Annotated in this window: 12 protein-coding genes and 5 pseudogenes; 11 read left to right on the plus strand and 6 right to left on the minus strand. The window is 58.9% G+C overall.

Annotated elements, in window-relative coordinates:
- Nucleotides 1-120 precede the first annotated feature (120 nt).
- From PMI07_RS16745 to PMI07_RS16755, 3 genes are all read left to right on the plus strand, one after another.
- Nucleotides 121-2535: a caspase family protein gene (locus PMI07_RS16745; RefSeq protein ID WP_155956542.1), complete on the plus strand. Its 2415-nt coding sequence runs from the start codon at nt 121-123 to the stop codon at nt 2533-2535.
- A 12-nt stretch (nt 2536-2547) separates the two neighbouring features.
- Nucleotides 2548-3663 carry a hypothetical protein gene (locus PMI07_RS16750; protein WP_007773079.1) on the plus strand — a complete coding sequence of 372 codons (1116 nt, stop codon included), beginning with the start codon at nt 2548-2550 and terminating at the stop codon, nt 3661-3663.
- An 81-nt stretch (nt 3664-3744) separates the two neighbouring features.
- A complete protein-coding gene (locus tag PMI07_RS16755) occupies nt 3745-8511 on the plus strand; it encodes a caspase family protein (RefSeq protein ID WP_024163867.1) in 4767 nt (1588 codons plus the stop codon).
- A gap of 380 nt (nt 8512-8891) precedes the next feature.
- Here PMI07_RS16755 and PMI07_RS35720 read toward each other — a convergent pair.
- Both PMI07_RS35720 and PMI07_RS16760 read right to left on the minus strand, forming a co-directional pair.
- Nucleotides 8892-9031: pseudogene (locus tag PMI07_RS35720) on the minus strand (nucleotidyl transferase AbiEii/AbiGii toxin family protein); the annotation flags it as partial.
- Nucleotides 9024-9617, minus strand: coding sequence for a DUF6088 family protein (locus PMI07_RS16760; RefSeq protein WP_024163868.1), 594 nt, complete (start codon nt 9615-9617; stop codon nt 9024-9026). The gene PMI07_RS16760 and the pseudogene PMI07_RS35720, both read right to left, overlap by 8 nt.
- 629 nt (nt 9618-10246) lie before the next feature.
- Between PMI07_RS16760 and PMI07_RS16765 the strand changes: the two genes are divergently transcribed.
- The 5 genes and pseudogenes from PMI07_RS16765 to PMI07_RS16780 all read left to right on the plus strand — a co-directional run bounded on the left by PMI07_RS16765 (nt 10247) and on the right by PMI07_RS16780 (nt 13619).
- On the plus strand, nt 10247-10942 hold the full coding sequence (locus PMI07_RS16765; protein WP_007765012.1) for a hypothetical protein: 696 nt from the start codon (nt 10247-10249) through the stop codon (nt 10940-10942).
- A 121-nt stretch (nt 10943-11063) separates the two neighbouring features.
- Nucleotides 11064-11246, plus strand: a pseudogene (locus tag PMI07_RS35725) (IS110 family transposase); the annotation flags it as partial.
- Between the two features lie 599 nt (nt 11247-11845).
- Nucleotides 11846-12100: a type II toxin-antitoxin system Phd/YefM family antitoxin gene (locus tag PMI07_RS16770; protein ID WP_007765015.1), complete on the plus strand. Its 255-nt coding sequence runs from the start codon at nt 11846-11848 to the stop codon at nt 12098-12100.
- A complete protein-coding gene (locus PMI07_RS16775) occupies nt 12100-12507 on the plus strand; it encodes a type II toxin-antitoxin system VapC family toxin (RefSeq protein WP_024163869.1) in 408 nt (135 codons plus the stop codon). Before PMI07_RS16770 ends, PMI07_RS16775 begins: the two co-directional genes overlap by 1 nt.
- A 101-nt stretch (nt 12508-12608) precedes the next feature.
- The gene (locus PMI07_RS16780) at nt 12609-13619 is read left to right on the plus strand and encodes a site-specific integrase (RefSeq protein WP_245277183.1); all 1011 of its coding nucleotides are present in this window, start codon (nt 12609-12611) and stop codon (nt 13617-13619) included.
- Between the two features lie 33 nt (nt 13620-13652).
- Here PMI07_RS16780 and PMI07_RS16785 read toward each other — a convergent pair whose 3' ends face one another.
- A complete protein-coding gene (locus PMI07_RS16785) occupies nt 13653-14057 on the minus strand; it encodes a type II toxin-antitoxin system VapC family toxin (RefSeq protein ID WP_007772030.1) in 405 nt (134 codons plus the stop codon).
- Nucleotides 14054-14287 carry an AbrB/MazE/SpoVT family DNA-binding domain-containing protein gene (locus PMI07_RS16790; protein ID WP_007772032.1) on the minus strand — a complete coding sequence of 78 codons (234 nt, stop codon included), beginning with the start codon at nt 14285-14287 and terminating at the stop codon, nt 14054-14056. The genes PMI07_RS16785 and PMI07_RS16790 overlap by 4 nt, the downstream gene beginning before the upstream one ends.
- A 273-nt stretch (nt 14288-14560) precedes the next feature.
- Between PMI07_RS16790 and PMI07_RS16795 the strand changes: the two genes are divergently transcribed.
- From PMI07_RS16795 to PMI07_RS16805, 3 genes and pseudogenes are all read left to right on the plus strand, one after another.
- On the plus strand, nt 14561-14800 hold the full coding sequence (locus PMI07_RS16795; protein WP_007772034.1) for a type II toxin-antitoxin system prevent-host-death family antitoxin: 240 nt from the start codon (nt 14561-14563) through the stop codon (nt 14798-14800).
- Entirely contained in the window at nt 14800-15024 is a 225-nt protein-coding gene (locus PMI07_RS35730; RefSeq protein WP_024163870.1) for a type II toxin-antitoxin system VapC family toxin, read from the plus strand. The genes PMI07_RS16795 and PMI07_RS35730 overlap by 1 nt, the downstream gene beginning before the upstream one ends.
- A gap of 181 nt (nt 15025-15205) precedes the next feature.
- Nucleotides 15206-16189: pseudogene (locus PMI07_RS16805) on the plus strand (tyrosine-type recombinase/integrase); the annotation flags it as partial.
- A 180-nt stretch (nt 16190-16369) separates the two neighbouring features.
- On the opposite strand, the pseudogene PMI07_RS35735 reads toward PMI07_RS16805, so the two are convergent.
- Nucleotides 16370-16709 (minus strand): annotated as a pseudogene (locus PMI07_RS35735) (PIN domain-containing protein).
- Nucleotides 16657-16952 (minus strand): annotated as a pseudogene (locus PMI07_RS34270) (plasmid stabilization protein). The pseudogenes PMI07_RS35735 and PMI07_RS34270 overlap by 53 nt, the downstream one beginning before the upstream one ends.
- Nucleotides 16953-16979: the final 27 nt, after the last annotated feature.

Genomic DNA, 16979 nt, shown 5'->3' on the forward strand with positions numbered 1-16979 from the left:
CTTAAGCGATATGGTGGCCATCCGCTAGCAGACTTCAGTCGATAGGGTCGCGTGATCCCGAGTGGGATTGAAGGCGGCTTCACGGCTGCCGATCAAGTCCGTCCCACGAAGGACAACACAGTGAGCGCGAATTCGATTGCTGCTGACGACCCCAGAAGAGAGGTCGGATTGATATATGAGGATGATGGACTTCGCCAGGGGCCGGCATGCCACGTGCTTGCAATCGGAGTTGCTGCCTATCAATCAAAGATCTTCAGCCAGCCACTGACGACGGCAGCAATTTCGGCCCGGGCGTTCATCGATTGGTTCGCCGACCCGGCCAAAGCGCGTTTCACGAATCCGCATTGCCGGCTGGGCAGTGCCGCAATAGTACTGTCCGAAACCGCTGACACGGAACTTGCGACCTATGCTGAAGGTCCAGTGCCGCGGGCAACGTTTGCGAAAACCCAAGCTGCAGTGTGGGCATGGGTTGAACGGATCAATTGTCACAAAGACAACCTGGCAGTGCTCTATTTTGCCGGGCATGGCGAAAGCTTCTTAACGCGAACCAGCATCCTGGTTGAGGATTATGACACCAAGCCGATGGATGTGACCTTCGGAATTTCCGAGATCGAGCAATTCGTGAGCTCGCTCGAAAACGCGACCCCGGTTTCGCAACTTCTGCTGTTCGATTGCTGCCGCAATCCGACGTCCCTGGGCCTACCTTGGAACGAGCCATTCGGAAACAAGCTTATTGCACTGAAGCGGGATCGCGACGACCACGGGGAACCGCGCAAACAGTGGACTATCTGCGGGACCTCCCTGGGCGAATACGGATCCGGTCTTAAGGATGGGCCTACGCTCTTCAATATGGCGCTCATAGAATCGCTGAACGGTGTGGCGAGCGACCACACTGCGGAAGATTGGCCCGTCCGGCCAGGACTTCTTGTTGATCGCATCGACAAGCTTCTGGCGATGCATCGGCTTCCCGATGAAAAAGCGCAAACCCCGGCCGGTCGTCTTGCCGGCTCATTCGATATTACCTTCTGCGGCGAACCACGCGACGTTCCTGTCTATATCTCGCTTAAGGATCCAGTGGACTGGCCCGACAGCGAAATCGAATTTGCCGTCGACGGGGCGGCTCAAACTCCGATCTTGGGACTGGCAGCTGAGTCTCCCTTCGAACTTCTTCGTCTCGCCGAAGGAGCGTCGATCGAGCTCAACGCCCATCGCGCCGAAGACAATCTCGGAACGACACGCGCGAAGATCCGAGCACCAGTGACGTTCGTCGAAATCGCCAGGCAAGCCGCTCCGACCCCAGTTACCAGTTCTGCGATTCCGCCTGGACGCAATCTGACAAATGCGCCCCGGATTGCCGTAGATATAAGCAGTTCAGTTCCGGTGAAGAAGGGCGCCCTCGTCACGATTGCTCGAAACGAAAAAGGCAATAGCTTTGCGTGGGAGCAGCTATCCGACCTTGGCGGGACGACGTTCATCGAACTTCCGCTCGGACAGTCGCTTGAGCCCGGTGAATACGTGGTGACCTTGCGCACTCCGGACGGAGGAATACAGACTGTCGATACCCAGATCGAGATGGGCGAGGAACAGACGATCGGTTTCGCAACCCCGACTTCTCCGCATTCGTGGATGAAGTTTCCGGTTTTGACCGGCTCGATCCAGCCCATTTGGTCGGAGCCTGATCACGACGCGTTGCGCGATACCGGCGATGGCATTGAAGCGAGACCGCTGGGTGGCCTAACCGCTTTTTTGGACGTCGTCGACGATTTCCCAGATAGTACTTCGCTTGCCGACGGCGCGGTTGATCCCCGCTATACCCAAATCAGAATCGCTGACAAGTTCGGGCGTCGCTTCTCAAGAGGTATGTTGGCTAGACCAATCTTCTTTGAGCTGTCCAGAAACGATCCGGCGCGCCTCGAAATCGCTGTTGCCCCACTCATAGGATTTGACACTGCCAAGGAGCACAGTCCCTGGGTTCCGAGTTTCATCGTCGATCGAAAGGCCACTGCTTCCAGACGAATGGTGACCGTGGCAGTGGAGGCTCCGCGATGGGCCGGACTGCTCGGCTTCTTAGAGGCCAGGGATGCGGCCAATGGCGCCAAGCTCCTTGACGAGCGACTTCACAGTCTCGCTATCAGCGCGATCCACGACAAAGTGAATAATCCATTCGCCGCGATTGCCGGCGCGCTGATTGCGGTCGGAGCCGCCGTGCCCGACCTCAAGACGCAATGGGATCCATGGCTGTTCAACATCGCGAACTGGTTCCCGGGACTCCCTGACGGCCCCATTGTTCTTGCCCGCCGGCTTTTGACGAAAGCACGCTCCGAAAGCGAGCTCAACGAAGCGAAATCATGGTTCGTCGAGGGGTTTCGTCGCGGTGTCCCGGTATTTTCACTCTCTGTCGAATGGCTTGCGCGCGGCCTTGAAAGCCTTCCCGATGAAGACGGAGAACTCTTGCGTCTGCGCGAGACGGCGCGAGCTCTCGCCAACCGGGTGGACTCTGTTCATGCATTCACAGTCATCCGCGTCAACATCTAGGGGTACGAGCTTATGACAAAGTTTCATCTGCACATGCACCCGGCGTCCGAGGGCGACGCGTTGATGCTGAGCTGGGGCGATGCCGAACGGCCAGGGCACGCGATGGTCGATATGGGACGGTCCAAGGATTATGTGTTGTTGAAGCCTTTGCTCCAAGACATTGGCAAGCTCGACCTGTTTGTGGTCAGCCATATCGACGCCGACCATATTGCGGGCGTGGTTCCCCTCTTTGAGGAAAAACGCCTCCCGTTCAGCACCGCCCACGTCTGGTTTAACGCGCACGAGCAGTTAAGCGATGCGAACGACCGCCTCGCGCCCTCAGAACGCGTTGTCCTGGGCGTCGCTCAGGGAGAAAAGGTTTCGGCGGGCATTGCCGCCACTGACTGGCCCTGGAACGCGCACGCTAAGAGCCGCGTGATCTCGATCGACAGCCCGGAGGGAGCGCAACCTATTCCATTCGATGGTGGACTTACCGTCAGACTGCTTTCCCCTTCCGACCGCAAACTGGCCGCACTCCTTCCGGCTTGGAACGACGCGCTCGAAAAGGCCCACTTACGCGATATTGACGATGGTGAGCCCGAGGAGGAGAAAGGCGGCGGGCGTGTCAGGCTTGGCGGACTGAACGTCGACGCGCTTGCGTCGGCCAGATTTCTGCCCGATTCCGCCAAACCGAACGGAACCAGCATCGCCTTTGTCGCCGAATATGGCGGCAAACGCATACTGCTCGCGGCCGATGCACACCCTGACATTCTTGAGCGAACGCTCCGCGGTCTCGGCGCCAGCGAAGATAGCCGTTACCAGATTGATTGCTTCAAGGTTTCCCACCACGGCAGCAAGGCAAATACCTCCGCCTCGTTGCTGTCGATCATCGATTGCAGGTGTTTCGCTTTCTCGACGGACGGCTCTCACCACAACCATCCGGATCCCGAAGCGATTGCCCGCATTCTCAAGGTCGACCCAGTCCGGCCGAAGACGCTCGTCTTCAACTTCCGCCAGCCCTCCACCTTGTGCTGGGACAACCGCGCGCTGATGGACCAATGGAACTACAATTGCGTGTTTCCGGAGGAAGGAAAGAACGGAATTGGAATAGACCTCCTGCACATTGACGACCTGTGGGGGAAATCGTGACCGCTCCGCCCGGTCTGCCGGAAAAACGAGAGTTCCGCCGGCGAATCGAGACCAGGGGAAATAACTGGGGTATCGGGCGCTATGGACGGGTTTGATCGAAGCCTTGCTTTTCTGGTTGCCATCGATCGTTACGAGAACAATATTCCCGATTTGAAGACCCCGGTCGCCGACGCGACGAAGCTCGCCTATGTGCTGGAAACGCTGCATGGATTTGAGACGGAGATCCTCTCGAACGAAAAGGCCGGTAAGACAGCACTTGAAACGTATCTCGATGAGCTGCAGTGGCGTGTCGGCCCGGACGACCGGGTGGTCTTCTATTTCGCCGGCCACGGCATTGCCTATGATAGCGACCACGGTGCGCGCGGGTTCATCCTACCGCACGACGCGCGAAAAGATGGGGATGCGAGCAAAAGCTTCATCTCGATGGAGTCGCTGCATCAGCGCCTTGCGGCTATGCGTTGCCGCCATCTCTTGGTTGTGCTCGACTGTTGTTTCGCTGGTGCCTTCCGCTGGTCAGGGGTACGTACTACGCTCGCTCTCGCGACAGAAAAGCTTCACCGCGACCGCTATAGATGGTTTATCGAAGATCGCGCGTGGCAGGCGATCGCGTCGGCAGCCCACGACCAGGAGGCAATCGACGTCGCAGCCCATAGGGCGCTCGGCCGACGAGATACGGAGGCAGATCATTCCCCTTTCGCTCTTGCCCTGATCGAGGGGCTCGAGGGGGCTGCGGACCGCCCTGGACTGGATGGTCAAGCTGATGGCGTCATCACCGCCACAGAGCTCTTCCAATACGTCGAAGAGAGGATGCTGATCTCCGCACAGGGCGGACGTCCCAGGCAAACGCCAATCCTTTGGCTTCTCGAAAAGCACGACAAAGGGCAATTCGTCTTCCTTACCGAAGGACGGTCGCCCGACGACCTCCCGCGCGCCCCTGAGCTCGATGAGCAGGCCAATCCTTGGAGAGCCTTCGAATCCTATGATGAGCAGCACAGTTCGCTGTTTTTCGGTAGGAGGGCCGTCAGTGATGCTCTTACCGCTCGTTTGCTTGGTAGTACCCCGCCCGATCCCGAAGCTGCAATTGGAGCCGAGCGCTTCATCGTAGTGGCTGGACCGTCAGGCATTGGCAAATCGAGCCTGGTCAAAGCGGGGCTCTTACCGCGTTTGCCGAAGGACAAAGCCCGTTCTGTAACAATGCGACCAAGTCGTCCGGGACCAGACGCTTTTGCGAGCCTCGCGACCGTCTTAGGCGCCGAGAATATCGACGAGGAGGTCGCTCCAGATGCGAAGGCTCTCCGTGAGAACCCTCAAGCTCTGGCGGACTGGATCGCTAAGCAAAAGAAGCGCGGCGCCTTGGTCCTGGTCGTCGACCAACTCGAGGAGCTCATAACGGGCGCAGGTGACGAAGATCTCCCCGATGCCTTCCTTTCCATGATTGAGGCGACACTTTCTTCAACTGGCGACGAATTTCGTGTTGTCTTTACCGTCAGACCCGAACTCGAACCGCAATTCCTGCTGTCGGCATTGAAGGCACGTTGGAACAGAGCACGCTTCCCCGTTCCGCAAATGACACGGGAGGACCTTCGACGAGTGGTCGAAGGTCCCGCCGCTCAGCGGACTATGCGCTTTTCCTCCGACATCCTGGTCGATGCGCTGGTCGACGACGTGGCAGGCATGCCCGGCGGGCTTCCCCTGCTCTCCTTCGCCCTGAGCCAGATGTATCGCAACTACCTTCGGCGTCGGCGCAGCGGAACAGACCGTATGCTGACCGAAGCCGACTACTTCTCTCTTCTCGACGAGGAAACAGTGAATCCAGAGGAGCTGAAAGTGCGGCGCGGCGGGGTAGTGGCGGCGTTGCGCATTCGCGCCAATCAGATTATTAGCGACGGAGATGCGCAATATCAGCTCATGGCACGGCGTATCTTTGAACGTCTCGTTTCGAGCGACAAGGGCGAATTCACTCGGCGACGCGCATTGTCCTGGGAATTCCAAGTGAACGATCCCGGCGAACAAGCGAGTTTGGACCGGCTACTCGACCGACTCGTCAATGAACGCCTGATTGTAGTCGACGCAAACGTGCCGGTCGGTTCTGACACGGAGACCGATGTCTCGGATACAACATCGACAATCAAGTACGAGCTTGCGCATGACGCAATGATCCATGTCTGGAAAGAGTTGTCGGACTGGGTCCGTGCAGATGCGTCCCGCATCGCGGATCTGCGCGATTTTTCCTCCGATGCAATAGATTGGCACTGCAATACTCGGCCGGTGGCGCTCTGGGACGACCGCGTTCAAGTCGCAAGGATTGAGGCGTTGAGGGGAGCTGCGACACCCGGTCTGAACAGCGTCGAGATCGAGTTCGCCGATGCGAGCCTTCGCCAAGCTGTCAAGAACGAGCGAACACGGAAGGCTGCTATCGCCGGCCTGATTGTGCTCGCGGTTGCTGCCAGCGTCGCCGCTTGGCAATTTCTCAATCAACGGAATGCGGCGCTTCGGCAGGAAAGCAGTCTGCTCGCCCGTGCAGCGCACGAAGCCACGCAGGAAAATTGGCCAGACCGCGGTCTTTGGCTGTCTTTGCACGGCCTTCCCCGCAGCGGTGGCTTGTTAGGCCTCTTGGAGCGGCCGGCAGAGCCGGCAGCCTTGGCACGCCTTTCAGAAGCACTTTCGCGACTCGGCAAACGCCAGCTGATCATTTCCAGGCAAGAACAGGACATCAAGGGCGCGCTACTCTTTCCTGACGGGCGCGTATTGGTCCTGCTCGAAAACTCCACTCTCCTCATCGATGCTTCCAGCTCAAGGTCGAACAGCCGGGTGATTGCTCAGTTCGGAAGCAGCACTGCGGCAATTTCACTGGATGGCCGGTCCATCGCATTGACGCACGGCAACGACGCAAGCGTCGTTGATCTCGATTCCGGTAAGGTGTCGGCGACACTGAGGGGCCATCAAGGTCCAATCTGGTCTCTCGCCTTTTCGCCGCACGGAGATCGGATTGTAAGCGGATCCTACGATCAGACGGCGCGAATTTGGAACGCAGCGACCGGCGATCAGATAGCCCTACTCGCAGGTCATAAACAACCCGTGAGAGATGTTGCGTTCTCCGACAACGGAGACAAAATCCTGACGATTGCTGATGATCGGACGGCTGTCGTCTGGCGTGCCAACGATGGAAGCCCGATAAGGATTCTATCGCACGGCGAAGAGGTTGTCAGGGCCGCCCTGTTTTTGCTGGATGGCAAAACTGTCGTATCAGCGAGTTCCGGAGGATTGATATGGGTCTGGAATACTGAAAGCGACGCGCCACCACGCAGGTTGCCGATCCACGAGGAAGATATTACCGCGATCGATCTTTCGCCTGACGGTACCCGCCTGGCGATAGCATCCACCGATGGCACCGCTAAAGTGCTAGATATAGAAAACGGGCAAGTGATTGCCGACCTCAAACATGAACAGTTCGCGGCTCTGGTCAGCATTGTTCCTGGCCCCCCAATCGTCCGTTCGGCAGTCTTCTCCGAGGATGGCCAGCGAGTCGTCACCGCGATCGAGGGAAGGATCCGCCTCTGGGACGCTATCGGTGGGGATCTGAAGCAGGAAATCAATCTCAACCCTGATCGCTATTCAATGCCGATCACGACAGCCTCGTTCTCCGCTGCCGGAAGGCATTTACTTGTTAGGACAGACAGCAGCGTCTTTCTGCTTGATCCGCTTTCCAATGCCGAGCGACTTACCCTGCGTGGCCAAGGCAGTAGCGTTCTCGCGGCGGCCTATTCGCCAAACGGGCGGGTCTTGGTGACGGGATATGAAAATTTTGACGCCATAGCTTGGGACACAATCTCCGGCAAGAAACTGTTCTCACTGGGAAAAGAAGCCGGCAGCTGTTTCTCCATCGTTTTCAGTCCGGCGGGAGATCGTTTTGCGACAGCGTCCTTTGACCGAATCGCGAGATATTGGGATGCGGAAACCGGGCAGCTTGTTGCAACCTTCCCTCATGATGGCTTAACCCTCAAAAGAGTTGACATCTCGCCTGACGGGACAATGCTTCTGACGACCGGCGGCAACAAGGTGAAGATATGGAAAATCAAGTCTCAAGAATTGATGAAAGCAATTCCTTTGCCGGGCGGGACCGAAGTCCTTGACGCCAATTTCTCTCCCGATTCAAAGCGAATCGTGACCGCTAGCGGTGACGGGGTCGCGCGTATCTTCTCGACTGCTGGCTTGGAGCTAGTTGCCACACAACAACGTTCGGCGAAATTTGTCACGGCTAACTTTTCGCCGGACGGAACAACAATTTTGATGGCTGGCGCCGACCACAACGCCTATCTTTGGCGGGCCGACAACGGCTCGATGATCCGCTCACTCGAGGGACACACGAGCGAACTTACCCACGCTCTGTTCTCGCCGGACGGGGCCAAAATCGTCACCTCGTCAATGGATGAAACCGCAAGAATTTGGAATGCGGCTACGGGTGAGCTATTGGCCGAGTTGCGAGGACAAGCGGGCGAGCTTGGATTCGCGACGTTTTCGCCGGACGGGAGCATGATTATCACCGCTGCCCGATACGGCAACGGTGTCGCCCACATCTGGGACGCGCGCACCGGTGCAGAAATAACTTCTCTCATCGGTCATAGGCAATCGATCAACCGGCTCGATTTTTCCCCCGATGGTGCTTCGATTGTTACGGCGTCGAGCGACGGTACGGCGCGGGTTTGGAAGGCTCCCCACTCCATCGACAATGCGGCAGCGCTTATCCAGGCCGCATGCAATGCTCTTAGTCTCGCCGGACGAAAGTTCGAACTCGAAGAAGCCGCGGACATTGGCGCGCGGACGAGTTCGGACGGCCCGTGCCGGTAACCTCGCAAGCGACCCCGTACGGTTCCTGCCGGCCCGGGCGCCGGCAGGATGACAATCAGCCTCAAGCCAGACTCGAAGAGTCTCATTGGGCGGGTCTGCCCGCCATGCCGTTCGACGTGCCTCCATCTGCGAGATAGCGCTGAGGCGATGCCGAAGGGCGATTCCCGCCCAAGCGATGCAAGCGTTATAAGCAACTTTCAGCGCCAGGCTTCCTGATACCTTGCCATGCCCATCGACCGATCGCGAAAAGTCTCTCGCAGAGATCCACATGTCCTTGATCAGAAAACGCCCGTCATGCCTCAAATTCCATAGGTGCCCAAAATATTGTACGCCGAAACATGCACCTGACGATCCCTCTGGATCGATCCCACGTCATACGGTGAGCCATAGAGGGCAGCAAGCGCCCAGACCACGCAGGCATCCTTTACTAGCAGGTGCGCGGGGCGACCGGATCGGTCGGCCGCGACGCCCAAGACTTCACGGCGACCGGCGCCGCAAGACTCAGGAACGCGTCAGCCATGCGCCTCCTTTCCCACGCTGCGGGCGAGCCAGGTCGGAAGCTGCGGCGCCGCCGCCACCAGCTCGTTGAAGGTAGCCTGCGGAAGTTTGCGCTTCAAAGCCAACAACGCCGCCTCGGCATTTTCGTGACCAAGCCAAGCCAGCGCGCGGACTGCCTCACCGGCCGGCCGATTGCCTAAGGCGAGTTGCCAGCGCGGTGCATGCCGCAGTTCGACCACCTGCTTGCCAAGGTTCATTTTCCGGGTGCGGCCTGAGGTCAAATAGACCGAGCGGACCGGAACCTGTGTCGTGAGGCCAAGGGTATTGGCGGCCGCCGCACCGCTGGACACGATAACTTCGCCTCGCTGGCTGGCGAGCGCCTCGACCGCCTGCTCCACCGAAGGCGACCGCGTGCCAAACCGGCTCTTCACGGGACGCAGATAGACACCACGACCAGCGCGGATCAGCTGGCCACGCTCCGCCAAGCGCGACAACGCCTGACCCACCGCAGCCCAATTACCGAGGTGGAGCAAGTTCTTCGCGGACACGGGCACACCCTCGGGCAAACCGCCCCCATGCGCCAAAATCTGTTCGCTCAACCGTTGCATGTTGATCTCCTGTCAGTAATATACGCAGTTTTCTGACAGATTGCGATCGGCGGCTTGCTGTCGTCTGGCTAGATCAGCGGAGCCCCCACGTCGAGCAAGCCATCCAAAAGTCCTCGCGCGACGGGATTGGCCCCGCCTGCGTAGCAAAGATCAGCCCCTCGACGACCTGCCGTGCCGGCGAACGGGCCATCACTTTCTCCTGGGTCGAGATGTCCGTCATGGCACGGCCATGCAGGAAGGCGCTCCTGATGACCGCGGACGCAGTTCAATAGGCATCCTGCAGTAAACTGTGCGCCAAGAAAAAACATGCCGATCGGACATTGCCAATTGGCATATTGGACGTGATCAGGGCTGGTTAGTAGTTCGGCTATGGCGGCGGACTAAGAAAAGCACTTATCTCGCCAGATCCGTTTGCCCGCGCTAAGGATCGAAATCGCCTTAGGCAAAGCGAAAACCACATGGGCACCGTGCTTGAGCCGGATAGGTCATGCGTGACTGCGACAAATGAAACGCCATATTTCTTTACCGCTATAACATGGGCGCAATAGTCTTTCTTTGCTCGTAGATCGTAAGGGTCGTTGGCTATCGACCGGGAGACCGCGGTTTTTACGACCGTAACGGAGACTTCAATGGCAGATTTCGACCGGCCTGTTACAGCAGCTTCTACTGACGTCAACGACCTGCCGAACGAGATGTTACACACCATCGTCAGGCATACACTCGATCAAAAGGATGGAGTCGCGGCGTTTTGTGAAATCAACGCATTGCGTGCCACTAGTCCCAGGTTTCGGGCATTGATTGAAGGCGATCCGGTCGTTCGTTCTGGCTTCAGAGCGCTACGAAGCGGAACGGAATTTGCTCGTTTCGAAAAGGCCATGAACGAAGTACTTGATTCACGGCGGACTATTTCTGCAGATGAAATCATCACCTATTATAATGTGACTATTTCCCATCACGTGGATACCATCAGGTTGGCGGTCGGAATGCGAGACATTGATGCCAATCCCGAAATGGTTGCCCGAACCGCCATTGAGCGCAATGGCGTGAACGAACCGTCTGCGTTAAAGATACTCAGGTCTTATGCCGCTAGGCGGGACATTCGGGCCAACCCCAAAATCGTCGCCCAGACCGCGATCGATCGCAATGAGGTGGTCGACCCGATTGACGTGAGCAGCATCAGATGGCTGGCCGAGAATCCTGCGTTGGATAGCCACGGACGTGCCCCGCTGGCGGGGCACGCGCCTGGGACGCCCTGCAAGAATGTCACGCAGAACACTGGCAGGGGTTTGGATGAGCGTTCTCGTCAGGACAGGCAGGGGCGGTAAAAGCGCCGCGGATTGTAGCCTGCCATGAGCGCAGTGGAGATGACTGTTAATTATGGGATGACCCGACCTTCCGAGGACATCGAGTATGATGATCCGTCACTGAAGGAAGATGAGCCGGTCCATTACGATTTCAATTTTAGGTATCGATATAGGTAAAAATACCTGCCGCGTCGTGGGTGTCGACGACAAAGGTGCGGTGACTGTTCGACGAACGATGAGACGTCAGACGCTCATTGATTTTGTCAGCAAGCTTCCGACTTACACCATAGCGATGGAGGCGTGCTGCGGTGCTCATCACGTGGGCCGGCTTCGCAAGCGTTCGTAGCGATGGCGTCAATTTACCGCGCAGCTACGTTCGGTTGGCTTATGACTAAGCCCAGTGCTCGCAGGAGAGACGCGTTGGGCCGCCGTTGCGTGCGGCTTACGATAAGGTACAAGAGCCATTCTGAAAAAGCGAAGGGCCACCCTTTGCATCCCCGAGAGGACGTGTGGCGGCCCGTAACAGGGGTCACAACAAGATTAGTGCGAAATCGTACGCTAGCCGAAATTGTGCGTGTTTTCGGTACTTTGCCGCCTGCACCAGGCGTCAGGTTTTAGAGAGAAATGCATCAGCTCGGCAGGCGCGGCGGCCAGGTCGGCGTTGTTGAAGCGGAGGGCGCGAGCGAATCCATGCGGCAGAGTATAAATCATGTGCGCGGTTTACGCCAGTATAACTGCCGTTAACCGCACGGGACGTCGATACATAAATACGTCCGATAATCTTGCATTATCGGACGTTTTTGTTATGTCCTGTAAAGGCCCGTGATTCTGGTAAAATCGGCCTCAATGGGCGGATAATTTGCTTTATCCCGTCGTCAAATAAGAGTACATAGCTAGACAGGCTAGCTAGTTTGGAGCAAACCAATGGAATGGCAGCTGCAGGACGCCAAGAACCAATTCTCAAAGGTGGTGCAAAAGGCGCGCTTTGAGGGGCCGCAGGAGATTACCGTACGCGGCGAGCGGACGGCTGTCGTGTTGTCCGCCCACGATTACGACGCTCTGCGCGCTGGCCGGCCGTCGCTGGTGGACGATCTGCTTGCAGGTCCGCCCTGGGATGATGAGCTCGCCGAGACGGTCGAAGCGCGCGCCAAGACCCCAAGCCGCAGCGCGGCCTTCTGATGTATCTGATAGACACGAATATCGTGTCGGAGGCGCGGCGCGGCACCTCTCAGGCGGTGTCCTGGCTGCGCTCGGTCGATCCGCTCAGCGTTCATCTGAGCGCCCTGACCCTCGGCGAAATCATGCGCGGCATTGCCTTGAAAGAGAAGTCGGATCCGAAGACCGCCGCTCACCTCACCGAGTGGCTGCGCAAGCTGCGCCACGACCATAGCGACCGCATTCTACCGGTGACCGACCAGATCGCCGTCGAATGGGGTCGCATCGCCGCGATCCGGCCGCGTGGCGATATCGACGGACTACTGGCTGCCACAGCGATCATCCACGACCTGATCCTCGTCACGCGCAACGGCAAGGATTTCGAGGACACCGACGCAGCTGTGATTAATCCTTGGGAGACACCGGCGTGAGCGGCGCAGCGACGGGCTTGGAAGCGCCAGAAGCAGATCTCTCCCACTCAGGTGGTGTAGCGGTCGATACCAACCCTGGCGTCACAGAACTCCCCTCCCCGATCGCGGATGCCAACGCCGGCCTGCCGGCGCACATCGAGCGCCTGGCCGATCGGGCGCGCAGCTATGTCGAGGCAGCAAGCTCCGCCAACACCCGCAGGGCGTATGCCTCCGACTGGAAGCATTTTTCTGCGTGGTGCCAGCGCTCCAATCTTTCTCCCCTCCCCCCGGACCCGCAGATAATCGGGCTTTACATTACGGCTCTTGCATCGGGTACGGCAGAGCGAAACCCAAAGAGCAATTCCGTCTCGACCATCGAACGCCGCCTTTCGTCGCTGTCGTGGAACTATGCCCAACGCGGTACGCCACTCAACCGCAAGGATCGGCACATCGCCACTGTACTCGCCGGCATCCGCAACACGCACGGCGCCCCACCTCGCCAGAAGGAAGCCGTCCTTCCCGAGCATCTGATCGCCATGCTCGAAACTCTCGACAGAGGAACCCTGCGCGGTATTAGGGATCGGACAATGCTGCTCATCGGCTTTGCCGGCGGCCTGCGACGTTCGGAGATCGTCGGGTTGGATTGCGGCCGCGACCAGACCGAGGACGGCCACGGCTGGGTCGAAATTCTCGACAAGGGCCTGCTCGTCACCCTCCGAGGCAAGACCGGTTGGCGCGAGGTCGAAATCGGACGCGGCTCTTCAGACGTCACCTGCCCGCTCGTCGCCGTCGAGACCTGGATCAAGTTCGCCCGGATTGAAAGAGGTCCCCTCTTCCGCCGTGTCCGCGGTCAAGGCAAGGATGTTGGACCGGACAGATTGAATGATCGGGAGGTGGCACGTCTTGTCAAGAAGGTGGCATTGGCTGCCGGCGTGCGGCCAGACCTCACCGAAAACGAGCGTGCGGAAAAGTTCTCAGGGCACTCGCTGCGCGCCGGCCTCGCCTCCTCTGCCGAAGCCGATGAGCGATATATCCAGAAACAACTCGGTCATGCCAGCGCGGAAATGACCCGCAAGTATCAACGCCGACGCGATCGGTTTCGGGTCAATCTCACCAAGGCTGCGGGACTGTAGAGAAGCATCGAATCCTGCCCGCCGCGTATGAGATCACGAATCCGGCGTGATCAGCTCAACCGTTGGAAAATAGGTCCGATAACGGCCGATGTCCCGGGTCAGCAGCGGCAGTTTCTGCACGGCGGCCTGCGAGCCGATGAAAAAGTCCGGGAGCACACCGGAACGCGAACCGCCGGCCTTGCGGTACTGCGCAAATACCTTTCCAGCAAGAAACAACGCCGCGCGCGGCAATGAAGTAAGTTCCAAGCCGGCCTCGTCGATAAACGCATCCAGTTCCTCGATACGTTCATAACGGACGGCAAGTTCGGCGTAGATCACATCGTTGATCAACAATGGTCCTGAAAGGCCGGCAGCTTCCAGCTGCGCGACAGACCAGTCCGCCCAGATCGGATCATTGGTTACGAGATCAAGCAGGACATTTGTGTCGACGAGCGTCACGCTTCGCCCCGGGTCATCGCCATGATGGCCTCGGTATCGAGGCCCTTCCCAGCATGGCCGCGGAGTTTTTCGAAGCGACTCGCCGGCTGCTTCTTATCCGCCCTTGTCAGGACGACGCTTCCATCAGCAGCCCGATGGAAATCGACCTTGCTGCCAGGTGTGATTCCGAGCAGGTCCCGAACCGCCTTCGGGATCGTGACTTGCCCTTTTGCCGTGACTGTAGTCGTCATTTTGGTGACCTTGTAATACCAGATTTCATAAAGGTATTACCATCAGGGCCCAAAATCAACACCAACCCTGCCCACCAGGCATGAGTGTGCAAGCACGTTGCCCGATCGACCACTCCGCCGCATTTTCGGTAAACAAAGCCTGCGAGAGCCGGCAAACGCGAACGCTTATCGATGGTAGCTTAGTCCCTCCATTGATCAGGTGGAGAAGAGCAAATATTCTTTCAGAGGAAGGATCGGCCGGTAGCTACGTCCACCGGGCAGCGGGAGTTTAGAATGAGCGTCACAGCCAAGGTCGCCGAGGCCAAGACCCATCTGTCCGAACTGCTGGAGCGCATCGAGGCCGGGGAGGACATTATAATTGCTCGCGGGAATGATCCGGCTGCCCGCCTGGTGGCCATCGACCAACGTCGCCAGCGCCTCTCTGCTATTGAGGCGGTTCGTGGTTTCCGCGCTCAGGCAAAGCCTGTCAGCCATGAGGAAATTCAGGCCTGGAAACAGGACGGCCGCCGCTGATGGCGTTCATCGTCGATGCCTCGATCGTCGGCGCATGGCGGCTGCCGGACGAGGAAACCACGATCGCCGATCAGACGATGGAGTGCAAGGCCGCTGAGGATGCCTTGACGCCTGATCTGCTGCGTCACGAGTTTCGAAGTTTTTTGTTGAACGCCGAACGGCGTGGCCGGATATCTGACGACCTTATACATTCGGCCCTGTCGCGTTTCCGTGAGCTGCGTTGAAGCTCGTTGGACCGGGCGACGACACAGCGGTGGTCCGGCTGTCGCGTCAACATCGTCTCAGCGCCTATGACGCAGCCTATCTTGCCCTGGCATTGATTGAGCAAGTCCCGCTGGCCACACTCTTCCGCAAGCTTGCTGCCGCAGCCCGGAAGGAGGAGGTAACGTGCTCGGCCTTACGCGCATGGTGACTGACCGCTTAACGCTCGTCTGCGCCCGTGCCAAACAACTCGACACGATCGCCGCCGTCCTGCCGATCGACCGCCGCGACGAACTGGCAGAACCTCTGACCGACCAGGATGTCGCAACGCTGCGCCACCTGATCAATGACGGCATGGGCGACAACACGCTGCGCGCACTCACCTCCGAGCTCGCCTATCTGCAGGTCTGGTCTCTGGCTGCGACCGGTGCTTCCCTCCCCTGGCCAGCACCCGAGGCCGTGCTGCAAAAATTTGTCGCCCACCATCTCTGGCAAACGGAACAGCGCGCTGACGACATGGCCTCGACGGGGCGTTCGCCTGCCCTGCCCTCACGTCGGCGATCCGCCTCGCCGCGCGCGCCGCCGCAAGAGCGCCAAGGCCGTGACAGGCGAAGTCCTGGCAAAACTGCTGGTGACCTGCGCGACTGACCGCCTGCGCGATCTCCGCGACCGGGCGATCCGGATGGTCGCCTTCGCTTCAGGCGGCCGCCGGCGCATCGAGATTGCCGGATTGCGGCGCGAACAATTGACCGTCGAGCCCCCCCATACCGGTCGAGAATGGAGCCACCCCCCCTTGCCATTCATCTCGACCGCACCAAGACCAGCACTGGCGAGCAGGACGATAACGTCTATCTGGCCGGTCAGCCGGTCGAGGCGCTGAATGCCTGGATGGCGGCGGCGAAGATCGAAAGCCGCAGCGTGTTCCGGGGGATCGGGCGCTGGGGGACGGTCTCCAAGAGTGCGCTGGATCCTCAGTCGGTCAACGCGATCTTCAAACAGCGGGCGGAAATGGCCGGGCTGGAGCGGGGGCAGTTTCCCGCAAATGGGCTCCGGTCGGGATATCTGACCGAGGCCGCCAATCGCGGCATCCCGCTCCCCGAGCCGATGGAGCAGTCACACCATCGTTCGGTGCAAGAGCCTTCGAGCTATTGCAACAACGCGGCGCGGCTCAGTGGCCTGGCGATCCGATTCTTTGAACCGCACGTGTCGCTGGCTGCATGTCGCAACGGTGAGAACCGCCACGAAATAGAGGCCAGAAAGAGTTCAGAAGCCGCCGAGAAAAGGCTGTCGTCCTCCCGCCACGCTCGCATACCCCATGACAACAATCATCGGAAATGCGGACGACGAAGGCCCATGCATTCGAACGGGTTAGAAATCCCACGGGTTGAGGAGCACGAGACCTGTCGTTTCAAAATCCGTGAGATTGCGTGCCCCCGACGAGCTGCGGCCCGATGATCTCACAATAGGTGAGCGCGGCTTCTTCTGCGAGACCAAACATCCGATCGGCAAACCGAAGACGCCACTCCGCCAGCTGTTCCAAACGCTCGGCCCGCTGGTCGGGCCTGATCTTTTGAATGCCGAAAGCAATCTCGGCAAATGTCACTGTGGGCTATGCCAATTCCGCGTCGAACCGAAGCCAGGCCATCACGGCTTGGTTAGCAACCTTCCGCAACGTCTCCGAGACAACGTTGGTATCGAGAGATATCAAAGCTCGATGCCTGGTGAGGACCACGGCTTTCACTGATGACGGCATCCAGGTCAATATCTGTGGCGGCTTGCGCGTTGACCCGGGGGTAAAAGGTCGCCGCCGGTTCGCGACCCGCCTCGCTTGTCTCGTAGGCTTCAAGCGCGCGTTCGACCACTTCGGCAATCGAGCGGTTCTCACGGCGCGCGAGTCCTGAGCCAGATCCCTTGCCTTGGAGCTTCGGACCGGGAGTTGTGGTGCGGCCACTGCAGTCTCCTTTGCAGGAAATATAGA

This window comes from Rhizobium sp. CF080 (genome assembly GCF_000282095.2).
Lineage (GTDB): Bacteria > Pseudomonadota > Alphaproteobacteria > Rhizobiales > Rhizobiaceae > Neorhizobium.